The organism is Tersicoccus solisilvae, from assembly GCF_014643255.1.
Taxonomy (GTDB): domain Bacteria; phylum Actinomycetota; class Actinomycetes; order Actinomycetales; family Micrococcaceae; genus Tersicoccus; species Tersicoccus solisilvae.
Genome location: NZ_BMJI01000004.1, coordinates 17,864 through 35,611 on the forward strand (window position 1 = coordinate 17,864; position 17,748 = coordinate 35,611).

At 71.9% G+C, this 17,748-nt stretch carries 16 protein-coding genes; 6 read left to right on the forward strand and 10 right to left on the reverse strand.

Annotated features, from left to right (window positions below):
• Positions 1-43 precede the first annotated feature (43 nt).
• The 8 genes from guaA to IEX22_RS05295 form a co-directional block, all read right to left on the reverse strand.
• Positions 44-1,636 carry a glutamine-hydrolyzing GMP synthase gene (gene guaA / locus IEX22_RS05260; RefSeq protein ID WP_188667149.1) on the reverse strand — a complete coding sequence of 531 codons (1,593 nt, stop codon included), beginning with the start codon at positions 1,634-1,636 and terminating at the stop codon, positions 44-46.
• A gap of 83 nt (positions 1,637-1,719) precedes the next feature.
• Positions 1,720-2,280: a DUF3817 domain-containing protein gene (locus IEX22_RS05265; RefSeq protein WP_188667458.1), complete on the reverse strand. Its 561-nt coding sequence runs from the start codon at positions 2,278-2,280 to the stop codon at positions 1,720-1,722.
• Positions 2,277-3,188 carry an SURF1 family protein gene (locus IEX22_RS05270; RefSeq protein ID WP_188667151.1) on the reverse strand — a complete coding sequence of 304 codons (912 nt, stop codon included), beginning with the start codon at positions 3,186-3,188 and terminating at the stop codon, positions 2,277-2,279. Before IEX22_RS05270 ends, IEX22_RS05265 begins: the two co-directional genes overlap by 4 nt.
• Positions 3,189-3,258: 70 nt before the next feature.
• Positions 3,259-3,795 carry a PTS sugar transporter subunit IIA gene (locus IEX22_RS05275; RefSeq protein WP_438816595.1) on the reverse strand — a complete coding sequence of 179 codons (537 nt, stop codon included), beginning with the start codon at positions 3,793-3,795 and terminating at the stop codon, positions 3,259-3,261.
• A 31-nt stretch (positions 3,796-3,826) separates the two neighbouring features.
• On the reverse strand, positions 3,827-5,566 hold the full coding sequence (locus IEX22_RS05280; RefSeq protein ID WP_188667155.1) for a glycerol-3-phosphate dehydrogenase/oxidase: 1,740 nt from the start codon (positions 5,564-5,566) through the stop codon (positions 3,827-3,829).
• A gap of 93 nt (positions 5,567-5,659) precedes the next feature.
• Entirely contained in the window at positions 5,660-6,799 is a 1,140-nt protein-coding gene (locus IEX22_RS05285; protein ID WP_188667157.1) for a GuaB3 family IMP dehydrogenase-related protein, read from the reverse strand.
• A 63-nt stretch (positions 6,800-6,862) separates the two neighbouring features.
• Positions 6,863-8,374: an IMP dehydrogenase gene (gene guaB, locus IEX22_RS05290; RefSeq protein WP_188667159.1), complete on the reverse strand. Its 1,512-nt coding sequence runs from the start codon at positions 8,372-8,374 to the stop codon at positions 6,863-6,865.
• A gap of 177 nt (positions 8,375-8,551) precedes the next feature.
• Positions 8,552-10,621 carry an acyltransferase family protein gene (locus IEX22_RS05295; RefSeq protein WP_229659788.1) on the reverse strand — a complete coding sequence of 690 codons (2,070 nt, stop codon included), beginning with the start codon at positions 10,619-10,621 and terminating at the stop codon, positions 8,552-8,554.
• 135 nt (positions 10,622-10,756) lie between these two features.
• Here IEX22_RS05295 and IEX22_RS05300 point away from each other — a divergent pair, with 135 nt between their 5' ends.
• Both IEX22_RS05300 and IEX22_RS05305 read left to right on the forward strand, forming a co-directional pair.
• On the forward strand, positions 10,757-11,182 hold the full coding sequence (locus IEX22_RS05300; RefSeq protein ID WP_188667161.1) for an ArsR/SmtB family transcription factor: 426 nt from the start codon (positions 10,757-10,759) through the stop codon (positions 11,180-11,182).
• The gene (locus tag IEX22_RS05305; RefSeq protein ID WP_188667163.1) at positions 11,179-11,679 is read left to right on the forward strand and encodes an SRPBCC family protein; all 501 of its coding nucleotides are present in this window, start codon (positions 11,179-11,181) and stop codon (positions 11,677-11,679) included. Before IEX22_RS05300 ends, IEX22_RS05305 begins: the two co-directional genes overlap by 4 nt.
• 36 nt (positions 11,680-11,715) lie before the next feature.
• Here the strand turns inward: IEX22_RS05305 and IEX22_RS05310 are convergent, their stop codons facing one another.
• Positions 11,716-12,678 (reverse strand): AraC-like ligand-binding domain-containing protein, encoded by a 963-nt coding sequence (locus IEX22_RS05310; RefSeq protein ID WP_188667165.1) that lies wholly within the window; start codon positions 12,676-12,678, stop codon positions 11,716-11,718.
• A 292-nt stretch (positions 12,679-12,970) separates the two neighbouring features.
• Between IEX22_RS05310 and IEX22_RS05315 the strand changes: the two genes are divergently transcribed.
• Genes IEX22_RS05315 through IEX22_RS05330 form a run of 4 tightly spaced genes read left to right on the forward strand, consistent with a single transcriptional unit; the run spans position 12,971 to position 15,977 of the window.
• Complete coding sequence (locus IEX22_RS05315; protein WP_229659789.1) at positions 12,971-13,381, forward strand: carboxymuconolactone decarboxylase family protein; 411 nt, start codon at positions 12,971-12,973, stop codon at positions 13,379-13,381.
• The gene (locus IEX22_RS05320; RefSeq protein ID WP_188667166.1) at positions 13,374-14,312 is read left to right on the forward strand and encodes an NAD(P)-dependent oxidoreductase; all 939 of its coding nucleotides are present in this window, start codon (positions 13,374-13,376) and stop codon (positions 14,310-14,312) included. Before IEX22_RS05315 ends, IEX22_RS05320 begins: the two co-directional genes overlap by 8 nt.
• Before the next feature lie 7 nt (positions 14,313-14,319).
• Positions 14,320-15,630, forward strand: coding sequence for an MFS transporter (locus IEX22_RS05325; RefSeq protein ID WP_229659790.1), 1,311 nt, complete (start codon positions 14,320-14,322; stop codon positions 15,628-15,630).
• A gap of 38 nt (positions 15,631-15,668) precedes the next feature.
• Entirely contained in the window at positions 15,669-15,977 is a 309-nt protein-coding gene (locus tag IEX22_RS05330; RefSeq protein ID WP_188667170.1) for an EthD family reductase, read from the forward strand.
• 94 nt (positions 15,978-16,071) lie between these two features.
• On the opposite strand, the gene groL is transcribed toward IEX22_RS05330, so the two are convergent.
• Entirely contained in the window at positions 16,072-17,679 is a 1,608-nt protein-coding gene (gene groL, locus IEX22_RS05335) for a chaperonin GroEL (RefSeq protein ID WP_188667172.1), read from the reverse strand.
• Between the last annotated feature and the right edge of the window lie 69 nt (positions 17,680-17,748).

The following is a 17,748-nucleotide window of genomic DNA, read 5'->3' on the forward strand; positions in this document are numbered from 1 at the left end:
CGTCACGACCCCGTGCACCGGGCAGCGCGGGTCGGCAGGGTTGTCACTCCCACTCGATGGTGCCCGGGGGTTTGCTGGTCACGTCCAGCACCACCCGGTTCACGCCCTCCACCTCGTTGGTGATGCGGTTGGAGATCCGGGCGACCAGGTCGTACGGCAGCCGGGACCAGTCCGCGGTCATGGCGTCCTCGCTCGAGACCGGCCGCAGCACGATCGGGTGCCCGTACGTGCGGCCGTCGCCCTGGACGCCGACGCTGTGCACGTCGGCCAGCAGCACGACCGGCATCTGCCAGACCTCGGCGTCCAGGCCGGCGTCGGTCAGTTCCTCGCGGGCGATGGCGTCGGCCCGGCGCAGCAGCGCGAGCCGTTCGCCGGTGACCTCGCCGATGATGCGGATGCCGAGGCCCGGGCCGGGGAACGGCTGCCGGCCCACGATCTCCGCGGGCAGCCCGAGCTGGGCGCCGACCGCGCGGACCTCGTCCTTGAAGAGCGTGCGCAGCGGTTCGATCAGCTCGAACTCGACGTCCTCGGGAAGCCCGCCCACGTTGTGGTGGCTCTTGATGGTGGCGGCTCCCTCACCCCCGCCGGACTCGACCACGTCCGGGTACAGCGTGCCCTGGACGAGGAACCTGACGCGTTCACCGGTGGCCGACGCCTCGGTCAGGATGGCCTGCTCGGCGGCCTCGAAGGCGCGGATGAACTCGCGGCCGATGATCTTGCGCTTGGTCTCCGGGTCGGTGACGCCGGCCAGGGCGCCGAGGAACCGGTCGGCCTCGCGGGCGACGTACAGCCGGACCCCGGTGGCGGCGACGAAGTCGCGTTCGACCTGCTCGGCCTCTCCCTCGCGCAGGAGCCCGTGGTCGACGAAGACGCAGGTGAGCTGGTCGCCGATGGCCCGCTGGACGAGGGCTGCCGCGACGGCGGAGTCGACGCCGCCGGAGAGGCCGCAGATCACCCGGTCGGAACCGACCTGCTCGCGGATCCGTTCGACCTGTTCCTCGATGACGTTGGCCGTGGTCCAGTCCTGGGCCAGCCCCGCGCCCCGGAACAGGAAGTTCTCCAGCACGGCCTGACCGTGCGCGGAGTGGCGCACCTCGGGGTGCCACTGCACGCCGTAGAGCCGCCGCGTCTCGTCGGCGAAGGCGGCGACCGGGGCGCCGGCGGAGCTGGCGAGCACCTCGAACCCGTCGGGGGCGCGCTTGACGCTGTCACCGTGGCTCATCCACGCGGTCTGGGACTCGGGGGTGCCCTCGAGCAGGGAGCGCGTGCCGCCGTCGGCGGTGACGACCGTGGACCCGTACTCCCGCAGGCCGGTGCGGGCGACCTCGCCGCCGAGCGCCTGCGTCATCGCCTGGAAGCCGTAGCAGATGCCGAGCACCGGCACGCCCGCGTCGAACAGGTCCGACTGCACGCTCGGCGCCCCGTCGGCGTACACGCTCGCGGGACCACCGGAGAGGATCAGCGCGGACGGATTCTTCGCCAGGATCTGCTCGGTGCTCAGCGTGTGCGGCACGATCTCCGAGTAGACGTTCGCGTCGCGCACCCGGCGGGCGATCAGCTGGGCGTACTGCGCGCCGTAGTCCACGACCAGGACCGGGCGCTGTTCGAGCGCGGTGGTGTCGGCGGGGTTAGTCACCCTCCAAGGGTAGTGGCGGCCGGGCACCGCCCCCAATCGCACCGGCCGGGACCCGCCGCACGCGGGCGGCGTGGGTGCCGCGCTCAGTATCGGCGGGCGGCCTTCGGGTTGGCCACCAGCTCGTGCTCCGCCTCGCGGTGGATGCGTCGCTCCATCACGAAGGACAGGCCGGGTACGACGCCGCCGAGAGCGATGACGAGGAATCGGGTGAACGGCCAGCGCATCAGGGACCAGAGCCGGAAGTCGGCGATCAGGTAGAGGACGTACAGCCAGCCGTGCACGATGAGGATGCCGGTGGAGAGGTTCAGCCCCCCGCTCAGGTTGTCGGCGGCGATCATGTTCAGCCCGAGCGGGACGGTGGTGTTCGTCGCCGCGTCGGTGCCACCGGCGATCAGGTCGTAACCGGCGCCGTAGCGGACGAGCATCTCGATGCAGAGCAGGATGAGGAAGGTGCCGGTCAGATAGGCCATCACCCGGTAGAACCCGAGGGCGGAGCGGATCTGGGCGTTCGTCCCGCCGAAGCGGCGTCGCGTCGGCCGGCTCGGCCCGCCGTCGCCCCGGGGCCCGCCCCCCGTCGTCGCGGGCCGGCCCGCCGGCGCGGACGACGCGGGTGCCGTGGTTGGCTGCGGATTGCTCTCTGTCACTGTTGCACCTCGTTGGGGTTCCCCGTCCGGGGAACGCTGTCGCTGTCCCGGAGATTGTCCCCGGTCAGGCTGGACGGAACCCGAGTGGAACCGGTCACGGTCGCGGACGCCTCGTCGTCGTCCCAGCCGTCCTCGTCCTCGTTCTCGAGGCTGCGCTGGTGATCGTCGGCGACCAGCCGCCACCACAGGTAGATGGCGAAGCCGGCGAACACGACCCATTCGACGGCGTAGAAGATGTTCAGCCAGTTCACCGGGGTGTCCGTGGGCTGGGCGGAGGTGGTGATTCCGCGCATCCCGGACCCGGCCGCACGGGCGCCCACCTCGGTGCCGCCACGGGTCTCGGTGTCCGCCGTGACGAAGCCGGCCCAGCTGGGCCGGTCCCAGCGGTTGACGAGCTGGGACGGGGCGAGGGCGCCGACCTGGTCGGCCGGGCCGGTGTCGCCGGTGCGCGGTGCCTCCGCGGGCAGCAGCCGCCCGGTGACCGCGAGGGTCCCGTCGGGCGTCGGGCCCGCGTCGGCGGGATCCGCCACCCAGCCGCGGGCGACCGGGATGACGGTGGCCGCGCCGCTCCAGCCGGCCACGGCGGGCGCCCCGGCCACCTCGAACGGCTCGACCACCCAGTACCCGCGGTCGCCGTTCTCCAGGCGGCCGGCGACGAACACCCGCTGCCCGGGCAGGTAGCGGCCGCTCATGCTCACCCGGTGGTCCACCTCGGGGGTGGTCAACTCGCGGGCCGGTGGGGCGACGTCGACCAGCGGTTTGACCTGCTCGGTCTGCGTGGGCGGCGGTGGGCCGGTCTCGGCGGACCGGGAGAACTGCCACTGGCTGAGCAGCACGAACACGGTGGAGACCGCCAGCGCGAGCAGGAGAGCCGCGATCCACCGCGGCTTCAGGGCGGTCCGAAGCACTGTTCAACCCTAGCGGGCCGTGGTCACCGGGCCCAACCGCGGGCGGCGCGAGGCCCGGACCGGGCGCCGCTCAGGCCTCGGGCGGGAACCAGAACGTCGAGTTGACCAGCTCGGCGATCACCTCGGCGTCGTAGGCGCGGCGCAGGGATTCGCGGACGTTGGGCTGCGCCATGGAGCGGGCGATGCCGGCCAGGACCTCCAGGTGCAGGCTGAGCGAGCCGGCCGGCGTGCCGAGGAGCAGGATGATGTCGGCGGGCCCGTCCGCACTGCCGAAGTCGATCCGCTTCCCGAAGGCGGCGATGCCGACGGCCAGGCTCGCCTGGGTCACCGTCTCGCTGCGGGCGTGCGGGAGGCCGACGCCGCCGGGCAGGCCGGTGGCCATCTGGTGCTCGCGCGCCCCGATCGCCGCGGTGAACGCGGGCCCGTCGGTCACCCGCCCGGCCGCCACCAGCAGCGCGGTGAGCTGGTCGACGGCGTCGGCCCGGTCGTCGGCGACCAGGTCCAGCAGCACCAGGTCGGCGCGCGTCAACCCCTCGTCGTAGAGGCGCAGCGTGTCGAGTTCGGCCGGCGTCGGGCGGATGCCCGACGGGTCCTCCGGCTCGCTCACGGCCGCGCCCATCCCGCTCGGACGGTCATGGTCAGGTGGCCGAGACGATGTCCGCGACCCGGATGCGCTCGGCGTCCGCCGAGGCGTCGTCCGGCTGCTCCTGGCTGATCCGCTCCGCCTTCACCCGGGCCAGGTACACCTCGACCTCGTGGTCACGCTGCTCCGGGGTCCAGCCGAGCGGGCCGGCCATCAGGTCGGCGACCACGGGGGCGGCCGAGTCGCCACGGTCCCAGGCCTCGATGGAGATCCGGGTGCGGCGGGTCAGCACGTCCTCGACGTGCCGGGCGCCCTCGTGGGTGACGGCGTACAGCACCTCCGCGGCCAGGTAGTCGTCGGCGCCGGGCAGGGGCGCGCCCAGCTCCGGACGGTCCGCGATCATCGCGAGCAGGTGCCGGGCCATCGAACCGTAGCGCTGCAGCAGGTGCTCGACGCGGGCCACATGCACGCCCGCCAGCTCCGCGGTGCGGCCACGCCGGTTCCAGGCGGCCTGGTACCCGTCGGCGCCGAGCAGGGTGATCGACTCCGTGACGCTCTCGGGCACCCGCTCGTCGAGGGACCGGGCCGCCTCGTCGACGGCGTCCTTGGCCATCACCCGGTAGGTGGTCCACTTGCCGCCGGCGACGACGACGAGGCCCGGCACCGGGTGCGCCACGACGTGCTCGCGCGACAGCTTCGCGGTCGAGTCGCTCTCGCCCGCCAGCAGCGGCCGCAGCCCCGCGTAGACCCCCTCGACGTCCTCCCGGGTGAGCGGGCGGACCAGCACCGTGTTGACGTGCTCGAGGATGTAGTCGATGTCGGCGCTGGTGGCGGCGGGGTGCGCCTTGTCCAGGTTCCAGTCGGTGTCGGTGGTGCCGATGATCCAGTGCCGCCCCCACGGGATGACGAACAGCACGGACTTCTCGGTGCGCAGGATCAACCCCACGGTGGACTGGAACCGGTCCCGCGGGACCACCAGGTGCACGCCCTTGGAGGCACGGACCTTCATCTGGCCGCGGTCGGTGACCAGTGCCTGCGTGTCGTCGGTCCAGACACCGGTCGCGTTGATCACCTGCTTGGCGCGGATGTCGTACACCTCGCCGGACTCGTGGTCCTTGACCTTGGCGCCGACCACCCGCTCGCCCTCGCGCAGGAAGTCGATCACGCTGGTCCGGTTGACCACCTTCGCGCCGTAGTGGGCGGCGGTGCGGATGATGTTGGTGACCATCCGCGCGTCGTCGACCTGGCCGTCGTAGTAGCGGATCGACCCGACCATCGCGTCCTGCTTCAGGCTGGGCGCGGCCCGCAGGGTGGCGCGGCGGGAGAGGTGCTTGTGCATCGGCAGCCCCCGACCGTGCGAGCCGGAGAAGCTCAGCGCGTCGTAGAGGGCGATGCCGGCCCCGACGTAGGGCCGTTCGATGAACCGCTGGTGCAGCGGGTAGAGGAAGGGCACCGGCCGCACCAGGTGCGGCGCGATCCGCGTCAACAGCAGGCCGCGCTCCTTGAGCGCCTCGTTCACCAGGGCGAAGTCCAGCATCTCCAGGTAGCGCAGGCCGCCGTGGATGAGCTTGGAGGAGCGGGACGACGTGCCCGAAGCCCAGTCCCGCGCCTCGACGAGCCCGACGTCCAGGCCGCGGGTGACGGCGTCCAGGGCGGCGCCGGCGCCGACCACGCCTCCCCCGACGACGAGGATGTCGAGTTCGCGGTGCGGGTCGGTGCTGGCGTGCAGGGCCGCGACCGCGTGGTCGCGGTACTGCGGGCTCAGGTCGCCGGTCGCCTCGGTGAAGTCAGCCATGGTGATCCTCTTCTCCTCAAGAGCAGCGCGGTGGGTGTCGCCCACCGTCCCATTCTGTCCCCCCGGCGACCGCGTTCGCGAGCGCGTCCGCTGTCAGCCGAGGGTGGGGGCGGGTGCGACGACGACGTCGCACCGCTGGAACTCCTTCAGGTCGGAGTACCCGGTGGTGGCCATGGTGCGCCGGAGCGCTCCCATCAGGTTGGACGATCCGTCGGAGTGCCGGGCGGGACCGTTGAGGATCTCCTGCATCGAGCCGACGACGTCGAGGTGCACGCGCTCCCCGCGCGGCAGCTCGGCGTGGTGCGCCTCGGGCCCCCAGTGCCAGCCGGCCCCGGGCGCCTCCTCGGCGCGGGCGAGGGCGCTGCCGAGCATGACGGCGTCGGCGCCCATCGCGATGGCCTTGACGATGTCGCCGCTGGTGCCCAGTCCCCCGTCGGCGATGACGTGCACGTACCGGCCGCCGGACTCGTCGAGGTAGTCCTTGCGGGCGGCGGCCACGTCGGCGATGGCCGTCGCCATCGGGGCGTGGATGCCCAGGGACCGGCGCGTGGTGGAGCTGGCACCGCCGCCGAAACCGACCAGGACGCCGGCCGCGCCGGTGCGCATCAGGTGCAGGGCCGGCGTGTACCCGGCGGCGCCGCCGACGATGACGGGCACGTCCAGCTCGTAGATGAACTGCTTCAGGTTCAGCGGCTCGCGGCCGCTGGAGACGTGCTCGGCCGACACGGTGGTGCCCCGGATGACGAAGATGTCCACGCCGGCGTCGACGACGGTGCGGTAGAAGTCCTGGGTGCGCTGGGGGGTCAGGGAGCCCGCGACGGTGACCCCGGCGCGGCGGATCTCGGCGAGCCGGGACGCGATCAGGTCGGCCTGGATCGGCGCCGCGTAGAGCTCCTGCAGGCGGCGGATGGTGGCCGGGTTGGACCGTCCGCCGCGCAGTTCGGCGATCTCGGCCAGCACCGGCTGCGGGTCCTCGTACCGGGTCCACAGGCCCTCGAGGTTGAGCACGCCGAGGCCCCCGAGCCGGCCCAGCTCGATCGCCGTGGCGGGCGACATGACCGAGTCCATCGGCGCGCCGATGACGGGGATGTCGAGGGTGTAGGCGTCGATCTGCCAGCTGAGCGAGACGTCCTGCGGGTCGCGGGTGCGCCGGGACGGGACCACCGCCACGTCGTCGAGCGCGTACGCCCGTTGACCGCGTTTGGACAGGCCGATCTCGATCTGGGGAGTCACCGGACCACCCTATCGCGCCGCGTCAGCGGGCCGGGGCGGCCGGCGCCGCCGCCGGCCCTGCCCTCACTTGGTGTAGTTCGGGGCCTCGACGGTCATCATGATGTCGTGCGGGTGGGACTCCTTCAGGCCCGCCGGGGTGATCCGGACGAACTGCCCGTGCGCCTTCAGCTGCGCGACGTCGTGCGCCCCCACGTAGAACATGGTCTGGCGCAGCCCGCCGACGAGCTGGTGCGCGACCGCGGAGAGCGGGCCGCGGTAGGGCACCTGCCCCTCGATGCCCTCGGGGATGAGCTTCTCGTCGTCGGGCACGTCCGCCTGGAAGTAGCGGTCCTTGGAGTAGGAGGTGTTCTTGCCCCGGGTCTGCATCGCGCCGAGCGAGCCCATCCCGCGGTACGTCTTGAACTGCTTGCCGTTGACGAACACGAGGTCGCCGGGAGCCTCGTCGCAGCCGGCCAGCAGGGATCCGATCATCACGGTGTCCGCGCCGGCCACGAGGGCCTTGCCGATGTCGCCCGAGTACTGCAGGCCGCCGTCGGCGATCAGCGGGATGCCGGCCGGGCGGGTGGCCTTGGCCGACTCGTGGATGGCGGTGATCTGGGGGACGCCGACACCGGCGACGACGCGGGTGGTGCAGATGGAGCCCGGCCCCACCCCGACCTTGACGGCGTCCGCGCCGGCGTCGACGATGGCCTGCGCGCCGGCCCGGGTGGCCGCCTGCCCGCCGATGACGTCGACGTGCGCGGAGGCGGGGTCCTTCTTCAGCCGGGCGATGATGTCGAGCACGCCCTGGCTGTGCCCGTTCGCGGTGTCCACGAACAGGGCGTCGACGCCGGCCTCGACCATGGCCATGGCCCGCTCGTAGCCGTCGCCGAAGAACCCGACGGCGGCGCCGACACGCAGCCGGCCCGCCTCGTCCTTGGTGGCCAGCGGGAACTCCTCGGCCTTGGTGAAGTCCTTGACGGTGATCAGGCCCTGCAGTGTGCCCGCGTCGTCGACCAGCGGCAGCTTCTCGATCTTGTTCTTCGCCAGCAGCGCGTGGGCGTCCTCACGGCTGATCCCCGGATACCCCGTGATCAGCGGCATCGGCGTCATCACCTCACGCACCGAGCGGGCCGCGAACTCGGCGCGGGACAGGTAGCGGGTGTCGCGGTTGGTGATGATGCCGAGCAGGGTGCCGGCCTCGTCGACCACCGGCAGGCCCGAGACCCGGTAGTACGCGCAGAGCCGGTCCAGCTCGATCAGCGTCGCCTCGGGCCCGATGGTGACGGGTCGGGTGATCATGCCGGACTCGCTGCGCTTGACGCGGTCCACGTGCTCGGCCTGATCGGCGATCGAGAGGTTCCGGTGGATGACGCCGAGGCCGCCCTGGCGGGCCATGGCAATGGCCATCCGGGACTCGGTCACGGTGTCCATGGCCGCGGACAGCAGCGGGGTGGCCACGGTGATCCGCCGGGACAGACGGGAGGACGTGTCCGCCTCCGAGGGGATGACGTCGGTCGCGCCGGGCAGCAGCAGGACGTCGTCGTAGGTCAGGCCGATCAATGCGAACGGATCGTGGTCGTTCTCCACCGCCATGCTCGCCTCTCGTGGTCGCGCGGGGCCGCGGGGTGAGCACCCGGGGCGGCCCGGACAGGTTGGGGGTTGGCGTCCATCCTATGTCGCGGCGCCACCCCGCGTCCGGCGTCGGTGACCGACGTCACCGGGTCTCGGCGCGGCAGGGCGCCGGGCGCACACCGGTGGCGTCGGTGCGGGTCAGGCGCCAGCCCATCGCGTCGCGGCGAACAGCCGCTGCGCGAAGGGCTCGGTCATCGTGGCGGCGTACGTCGCGGTGACGTGGTTGTCGTCGATGAAGACGCGCACGTTGCCCTGGACCGGCGCGCAGGTGATCGGCCCGCAGATCAGATCGGTCAGATCGAGCGAGTGGAATGCCGGGATGCGATCGGCGATCGCGTCGGCGGGGTTGGTGTCGGTGAGGGCCGTGGATCGCGCCGGGTTGCAGTCCGGGTCGTCGGCGCCCTGCTTCTGCGCGCAGGCGGTCAGGTCGCGCGCGAATCGCGGGTTGTCCCGCAACCCCACCACCTCGATACCGTCGTCGGTCAGCGCGGCCACCGCGTCCTCGAACCCGGGCCGGACCGTGTCCTGCGCCTGCTCGGCCGAGGCGGCGGTGGAGACCACGACGACGGCGTCCGGCTTGACCGCGGTGAGCGTGTCCAGCACTCGCCGATTGTGCTCCGCACAGGCGTCCGCGCCGGTGGTCACCGCCAGGGCGCATCCGCCCAGGAGCACGGAGACGACGTTCCAGCCGTTGCGTTCGGCGACGGCCCGCACCGGGGGCAACCACTGCTCGGCATGGGAATCGCCCACCACGTAGAGGGTCCGGGAGGCGGTCGCGTCGGCGTCGGCCTCCGCCAGCTGCGAGCACGTCGCGAGCAGGGCGGCGTCCACCAGGTCCTCGGTGCACCCGTGAGGCAGCCCGGCGAACTCCTCCCGGATGGCGCTCACCGCGGGGACGGGCTCGACGCCGGTCGGCGTGGACCGGGTGGGGTCGGCGAGGACGAGCGCACCCGGGTGGGCGCCGTCGCCGACGGCAGCGGCCGCCGCGGCGCGGTCCGCGTCGAGCCGCTGCTGCCACAGGGTCAGCGGCGTCGCGACGAGCGCGACGCACACGACGATGACGGCGGCCGCCCGGAGGCGGTGCGCCTCGAGCCCGGCGTTGGTGCGGATCGGCCGCTCGACGTAGCGGGTGATCAGCCAGGCCAGACCCGCCGACCCGACGACGAGGAGCGCACCGGTCACCGGCCCGGGATGGGTCCGGCCGGTGACCAGGGTGAGGACGATGAGCGCCGGCCAGTGCACGAGATAGAGGGCGTAGGAGATGTCGCCGAGCCGGACGAGGGGGCGACAGGAGAGCAGCCGGTCGGCACCGAGCGGGCTGCCGGTTCGTCCGGCCACCACGATCGCCGCCGCCGCCAACACCGGCCAGAGGGCCACGACACCGGGAAAGGCCCGGTCCACGGTGAGGACGAAGCCGCAGGCGAGCATGGCGACGACGCCCGCCCACCCCAGCAGGACCCGCAGCCGGCGCGGCAACACCAGCCGGTCGATGGTCAGCGCCAGCAGGGAGCCGAACGCGAACTCGAACAGACGGGCCCGGGTGTCGAAGTAGGCGAACGCCTGATTCGTCGCGGTCTCCACGACGGAGAAGAGCAGGGACGCGACGAAGACGAGCGAGAAGATGCCGAACATCACCGTGCGGTGGTTCACCCATCGCACGCGTCGCGCGATCGGAGCGGTCAGCGCCCGGCCGGCCAGGAACAGCAGGGGCCAGAGGATGAAGACCTGTCCCTGGATCGACAGGGACCAGAAGTGCTGCAGCGGACTGGCCGTGTCGTGCGCCGCGTAGTAGTCGACCGCCTGGGACGCGAGCAGCCAGTTCTGCACGTAGCTCAGGCTCGCCCAGGACTGCTCGACGACGCCCGACCACGCGGATCGGGGCAGGACCAGCACCGTGGCGAGCATCACCAGCACGATCACCGTGACCGCCGCCGGCAGCAGCCGCTTGAACAGGTGCACCCAGTAGCCGCCGAGGGCGAGGGGGCGGCCACGGTCCAGCTTCCGGATGAAGCTGCCCGTGAGCAGGAACGCGGAGAGCATGAGGAACACGTCGACACCGCCGGAGACGCGGCCGAGCCACACGTGGTAGCAGACGACCATCAGGACGGCGAGGGCACGCAGCCCCTGCACCTCGGGACGGAAGGTCCGCGCCCGGCGGGACTCGTCGCGTCCGTCCCGGCGGACGGGCGATGCTGACGTCACGGTCACGGAGCTCCTCACGGGCAGAAACGGACCGGCCTAGATTACCGGACAGTCATTGACGCCGAGGTCGACGCGGTCCTACGATCACGTAATCAACATTAACGTTGATCAACCCATCGGTTGACAAAAGAGGTGACAGCGGTGCCCCGACGCGAGGCCGATGACGCGGGAGAGGCATGGCTCGACCAGGCCTTCCTCGCCCTCGCCGATCCCGTCCGGCGCGCGATCGTCACCCGCCTCAGTCGCGGCCCCGCCACGGTCAACGAGCTGGCCGCACCGCATCCCATCACCACGCAGGCCGTCTCCCGGCACATCGGCGTCCTCGAACACGCCGGTCTGGTCAGCCGTACCCGCGACGCGCAGCGCCGGCCGGTGCACCTGGAACCCGACCGCCTGGAGCGCCTCACCGCGTGGATCGACCGTTATCGCCTGATCCACGAGGCGCGGTATCGAGCCCTCGACGAGGTGCTCGGCGCCGCCCCCGCGCCGGAGGACCATCCCCCGGCGGCCGATCTCGCCGACCCCGGCCGAGACGAGCAGTCCCCCCGAGAGGAGACGTCATCATGAGCAACGCCCTGACCATCGAGGCCCCCGAGGGCCTGCCGTTCATCGACAGCACGCGGGAGTTCGACGCCCCCGTGCCCGCCGTCTTCCGCGCCCACGCCGACCCGGACCTGGTGCGCCGGTGGATGGGACCGCGCGGGTACACCATGGACGTCGGCGCCTGGGACTTCCGCTCCGGCGGCAGCTGGAGCTTCGTCCACCGCAACCCGGCGGGTGAGGAGTTCCGCTTCCGCGGCACGTTCCACACCGTCCGGCAGGATCGGTTCGCCGTCCAGACCTTCGAGTACGAGGGGGTGCCGGACGTCGTCAGCATCGAGTCGTTGACGTTCGAGCCGCTGCCGGCCGGGCCGGGAGGCGGGAGCCGGACGCGCCTGAGGATCCATGCCGTGTACCCGAGCGTCGAGGCCCGCGACGGCATGGTGGCCTCCGGCATGGAGGGCGGCATGCGCGAGGGTTACGAGCAGCTCGAGGAGCTGCTGCGCGACCAGGCCGACGGCTGACGCCGGGGTTCCGGACCCTCGTGCCGGACGGGCCGTTCAGCAGGCGCGGCGGTACTCGCTCGGGCTGGTCCCGTAGGCGGCGCGGAACACGCGGCTGAAGTGCGCCGGGTCGGTGAATCCCCAGCGCTGGGCGACCTGGGTGATGGTCGCCGCGGCGAGCGCCGGGTCCGCGAGGTCCCGGCGGCACCGGTCGAGCCGCCTCGCCTTGATCCAGCTCGTCACCGTCGTGCCCACGCCCTCGAAGAGGTAGTGCAGCCGGCGCGTGGACATGTAGTGCGCCGCGGCGATCCGCGCCGGCGTCAGGTCCCCGGTGGCGAGATTTCGCTCGATGAACGCCTGCACCTCCGCCACGGCGTCCAGCCGGGCGTCCGGCCGCCAGGTGGTGCCGCCGAGCTCGGTGTGGATCAGGGTGTTCACCAGGTCCAGGGCGTTGTGCGCGAGCATGATGCCACCGCTGCCGCACGGGGCGTCCAGGGACGCCGCCAGGCCCCGGAGGAAGGGCTCGACCAGCCGGCCGGTGCCGTAGTCGCTGGACAGCGGTCGCGCCGTCACCCGGGCCGCGTTCTCGCCGGAGAGGCTGAGGGCCTCCTGCGGGAAGACCATCACGAGACTCTCGGTGCCGTCCTCGAAGAACGAGCTGTACGGGCGGCTGGTGTCGTAGAGCGTCATGTCCCCCGGCCCGAGCACCGCTTCACGCCCGTCCTGCACCACCAGGCCGGCCCCGGCGAGGATCAGGCTGAACTTGAAGTAGCGCGCCTCCCCGGCACAGATGAAGTCCTGGAGCCGGTCCACCTGGTGGGCGTCGGCCTCGATCCGGGAGAGGGAGATCTCGTCGTAGCTGCGCCCGTGCAGCACCGCGTGGAAGTCGTCGGGGCGGTTCGTGCTCAGCTGCAGACGGACGAAGCGGTTCGACATCCGCTGCTCCCACTGCGCGAACGTCGTCGCCTCGAAGACGTTGGCTCCGCCGATCGTCACCGTCTCCATGATCTGTTCCGCCACCGCTGCCGCTCCTTCGCGCGCGTCCGCCTCGCCGGCCCCGCGCCGGGGTCGGGGACGGTGATGTACGTCATACCTGGGGGTCAGGGTAGCCCGTCCGCACGGCCGCGCACCGCTGCGGCGGCGTCGGTGCGCCACGGATCAAACCCGGTGCGCGCTGCGGCGGTGCGGGCACGGCCGTGCGTGCAGACGCAAGCCGCCTGCACGACGGAGCAAGCGGCGGCACAGCGGCGGTCACGATACTCGTCAGCGAGGCAGCCACACCGGCTCCGCTCGACGAGATGACGAGGACCGCATGATCAAGGACGAGTACTACGACGCCGGCCTGGCCCTGCGACGGGCGATGTTCGGCCCCTCCGGTGCCGAGGACCAGGTGGAGCACACCACGGACCTGAACGACAAGATCCAGGAGGTCGTCACCCGGTACTGCTTCGGCGACGTCTGGCAGCGGGACGGGCTGGACCTGCGCGTGCGCAGCCTCATCACCCTGGCCATGCTCGTGGCCACCGGCCGGTCGCACGAGATCCGCATCCACCTCCGGGGCGCCGTGGCCAACGGGGTCACCGCCGAGGAGATCCGCGAACTCATGCTGCACTCCTTCCTCTACTGCGGCATCCCGGCCGCCATGGACGGCTTCCGCGCCGCCGACGAGATCCTGTCCGCGAGCGCGTCGCCCGCGCCGGCGGAGGAGTCGACCCATGTCTGAGCAAGCATCTGAACAGGCACCCGCGCTCCCCCCGGTCGGCTTCATCGGCCTCGGCACGATGGGCGCCCCGATGGTGCGCAATCTGGCCGCCGCCGGCTATCCCGTGGTCCTGCACGACGCCGACCCCGCCGCCCGCGACCGGCTCGCGGAGCAGACCGGCGGCACGGCGGCCTCCGGCCCCGCCGACTTCGCGCCGGTCGCGGCGATCGTCACGATGCTGCCGACGAGCCGGATCGTGGCCGCCGCCCTGCTGGACTGGGACGGCGGCATTCCCGCCCACCTCGCCCCGGGCACGGTGGTCATCGACATGAGTTCGTCGGATCCCACCGAGACCGTGCTGCTGGGCGAGCGGCTGGCCGCCGCCGGCGTCACGCTCGTCGACGCCCCCGTCTCCGGTGGTGTGCTGCGGGCCGAGGACGGCACCCTGTCCATCATGCTCGGCGGCGACGACGAGGACGCGCTCGCCCGCGCGGTTCCGGTCGTCGAGGCCATGAGCGCCCGGATCTTCCGCACCGGGCGGCTGGGCAGCGGTCACGCCATGAAGGCCCTCAACAACTTCGTCGCCGCCGCGGCCACCACGGCCGCGTGCGAGGCCCTGATCGCCGGCGAGCGCTTCGGCCTCGACCAGCAGACCATGGTGGACGTCTTCAACGCGTCCACGGGGCAGAGCTGGGTCAGCAGCAACGTGCTGGGTCAGCACGTGGTCAGCCGCACCTTCGGTTCCGGGTTCGCGCTCGGCCTGTACGCCAAGGACGTCGGCATCGCCCGGCATCTCACCGAGGCCATGGATCATCCGGCGCCGGTGTGCCATGCCGTCTCCGCCGCACTCGACGACGCCCTCAGCGCGGTGGGCGACGTGGACCACACCCGGGCGATGACGCACTGGGAGCACCTGACCACCGCGCCCTCCCCCACCACCTCGAGGACCTGACATGGACATGAGCACCAGTACCGCCGCCGTCGCCGTCGACGACCGGCAGAAGAAGAAGGTCGCCCTCGCCAGCGCCGTCGGCACCAGCGTCGAGTGGTACGACTACCACGTCTACTCCATCGCCTCCGCCCTGGTGATCGGCAAGCTCTTCTTCCCCGACATCTCCCCGCTGGCCGGCACCATGGCCGCGTTCGCGACCTTCGCCGTCGGCTTCATCGCCCGGCCGCTGGGCGGCATCCTCGCCGGCCACCTCGCCGACCGGATCGGCCGCAAGAAGGTCATGGTCGCCACGCTCACGCTGATGGGTGCGGCCACCACCCTGATCGGGTTGCTCCCGACCTACGCGCAGATCGGCGCGGCGGCCCCCGTCCTGCTCGTCGCGCTGCGGCTGCTGCAGGGGCTGAGCGCGGGAGGCGAGTGGGGCAGCGCCGCCCTGATGGCCGTCGAACACGCCCCGCGGGGGCAGCGCGGCCGGTTCGGCAACTACGTGCAGCTGGGCACGCCCGCCGGGATGTTCCTCGCCAACGTCGTCCTGCTCGCCGCCACCTTCATGCTCAGCGACGACCAGTTCGCCTCGTGGGGCTGGCGAGTGCCGTTCCTGCTCAGCGCCGTGATGGTCGTCATCGGCTTCGTCATCCGCGCCCGGGTCGACGAGAGCCCGGTGTTCCGGGCCCTGGAGCGCACCTCCACCCTCGAGCGCATCCCGCTCGCCGAGCTGCTGCGCACCCAGAAGACGCGCGTCGTGCTGGCCGTCCTCTCCTTCATCGGCAACAACGCCGTCGGCTACATCTTCCTGGCGTTCATGACCTCGTACGGGACCACGGCACTGAAGCTGGACCGCAACCTGATGCTGAACGTCATGCTGGTCGGCTGCGTGACGTGGTTCGGGTCCATGATGTGGTTCGCCCGGCTCAGCGACCGGGTGGGCCGGCATCGGGTCTACTTCCTGGGGTACGGACTGCTCGCGGTGTGGGCGTTCCCGTTCTTCGCCCTGTTCAACACGGGCAACCCGGGCCTGATCGTGCTGGCGGTGGTGGTGTTGACCTTCGGGCTGGCCGCGACCTACGGCCCGCAGGCGGCGTTGTTCGCCGAGCTCTTCCCCGCCCGAGTACGGGCCAGCGGGGTGTCCCTGGCCTACGCCGTCGGCGCGTGCCTCGGCGGCGGGTTCTCCCCGCTGATCGCCACGGCGCTGTTCGGGGCCGCGGGAACGGTCTACGCGGTCTCCGTGTTCATGATCGTGTTCAGCATCGTCAGCTTCGCCGCCGTGGTCGCGATGCGACGCATCCCGAACTCCTTCGCCGCCACCGACACCCCGTGAACCGACGCTCCTGAACCGACGCCCCTGAGAGGATTCCCGTGCACCAGCTCCTCGTGCTCTACCCCGAACCGGCCGACCGAGCCGCCTTCGAGCAGTACTACCGCACCCGGCACCTCCCGCTGGCGGCCCGGCTGCCCCGGGTCCGGGCCTCGCGCTTCTCGCTCGCCCTCGACGGAGCCGCGTCCCCGTACGTCGCGGTCTTCGAGGCGGAGTTCGACTCCGCCGAGGACTTCGCGGCGGCGATGGCCTCCCCGGAGGGCCAGGCGGTGGAGGCCGACGTGCCGAACTACGCACCGCCCGGCACCGTGGTCCTCGACTTCCCGGTCGAGCGGCTGGCCGGCGGCTGAGCCGGCCCCCTCACGCCCACCGACACGACGAGGCCCCGCGGACCATCCGGTCCGCGGGGCCTCGTGCGTGTGACGCGGGGCGTCAGGCGTCAGCTCAGTGCTGGTGGCCGTTCTCCTCGTCGTCCTCCGGCTTGTCCACCACGAGGGTCTCGGTGGTGAGCACGAGGGAGGCGATCGAGGCCGCGTTCTGCAGCGCCGAGCGGGTGACCTTGACCGGGTCGATGACGCCGGCGGAGAGCAGGTTGCCGTACTCGCCGGTCGCGGCGTTGAAGCCCTCGCCCGGGTTCAGCTCGCCGACCTTCGAGACGACGACGTAGCCGTCGTGCCCGGCGTTCTCGGCGATCCAGCGCAGCGGCTGGGCCACGGCGCGGCGGACCAGGCCGATCGCGGTCGCGGCATCGCCCTCGAGCTTCTGCACAGTCGGGTCCTCGTCGAGGGCCTTCGCGGCGTGGATGAGGGCGGTGCCGCCACCGGCGACGATGCCCTCCTCCAGGGCGGCACGCGTCGAGGAGATGGCGTCCTCGATGCGGTGCTTCTTCTCCTTCAGCTCCACCTCGGTGGCGGCGCCGACCTTGATCACGGAGATGCCGCCGGCCAGCTTGGCGAGGCGCTCCTGCAGCTTCTCGCGGTCCCAGTCCGAGTCGGTCCGCTCGATCTCCGAGCGGATCTGGGCGACGCGGGACGCGACGTCCTCGGACGAGCCGGCGCCGTCGACGATGGTCGTCGCGTCCTTCGTCACGGTGATCCGACGCGCGGTGCCGAGCACCTCGAGACCGACCTGGTCCAGCTTCAGGCCGAGATCCGGGGACACCACCTGCGCTCCCGTGAGGGTCGCGATGTCCTGGAGCATGGCCTTGCGGCGGTCACCGAAGCCCGGCGCCTTGACGGCGACGACGTTCAGGGTGCCGCGGATCTTGTTCACCACCAGGGTGGACAGGGCCTCGCCCTCGATGTCCTCCGCGATGATGAACAGCGGCTTGGAGGCGCCCAGGGCCTTCTCCAGCAGCGGGAGGAACTCCTGCAGGCTCGAGATCTTGCCCTGGTTGATCAGGATCAGCGCGTCCTCAAGGACGGCCTCCTGCCGGTCCGCGTCGGTGACGAAGTACGGGGACAGGTAGCCCTTGTCGAACTGCATGCCCTCGGTCACGACCAGCTCGGTCTGCGTCGTGGAGGACTCCTCGACGGTGATCACCCCGTCCTTGCCGACCTTCTCGAACGCCTCGGCGAGCAGCTCGCCGATCTGCCGGTCCTGGGCGGAGATGGTGGCCACGTGCGCCACCTCGTTGCCCTCGATGTCGCGGGCGTTCTCCTTGAGGCGGTTCGCGACGGCCTCGACGGCCACCTCGATGCCGCGCTTGAGCGCACCCGGGGCGGCGCCGGCGGCCACGTTGCGCAGGCCCTCCTTGACCAGGGCCTGGGCCAGCACGGTCGCGGTGGTGGTACCGTCACCGGCGACGTCGTTGGTCTTGGTGGCCACCTCCTTGGCGAGCTGGGCCCCCATGTTCTCGTAGGGGTCGTCGAGCTCGACCTCACGGGCGATGGTGACGCCGTCGTTGGTGATGGTGGGGGCGCCCCACTTCTTGTCGAGCACCACGTTGCGGCCGCGGGGGCCGAGGGTGACCTTCACGGTGTCGGCGAGCTTGTCGACACCGGCCTCCAGCGCCTTGCGGGCGGCATCGTTGAACTGCAGTTGCTTGGCCATGCGGCTCTCCTCTCAACGCGGGAACACCCCGGCTGCACGCGGATGCGGAGCCGGGGTGTTCACGGGTGC

Excerpts from the sequence above, each read along its gene's own strand:
- IEX22_RS05280 (WP_188667155.1), bottom strand. The coding sequence starts at position 5,566 with ATGGCTGACTTCACCGAGGCGACCGGCGACCTGAGCCCGCAGTACCGC.
- guaB (WP_188667159.1), bottom strand. The coding sequence starts at position 8,374 with ATGGCGGTGGAGAACGACCACGATCCGTTCGCATTGATCGGCCTGACC.
- IEX22_RS05305 (WP_188667163.1), top strand. The coding sequence starts at position 11,179 with ATGAGCAACGCCCTGACCATCGAGGCCCCCGAGGGCCTGCCGTTCATC.
- IEX22_RS05315 (WP_229659789.1), top strand. The coding sequence starts at position 12,971 with ATGATCAAGGACGAGTACTACGACGCCGGCCTGGCCCTGCGACGGGCG.
- IEX22_RS05320 (WP_188667166.1), top strand. The coding sequence starts at position 13,374 with ATGTCTGAGCAAGCATCTGAACAGGCACCCGCGCTCCCCCCGGTCGGC.
- IEX22_RS05325 (WP_229659790.1), top strand. The coding sequence starts at position 14,320 with ATGAGCACCAGTACCGCCGCCGTCGCCGTCGACGACCGGCAGAAGAAG.
- groL (WP_188667172.1), bottom strand. The coding sequence starts at position 17,679 with ATGGCCAAGCAACTGCAGTTCAACGATGCCGCCCGCAAGGCGCTGGAG.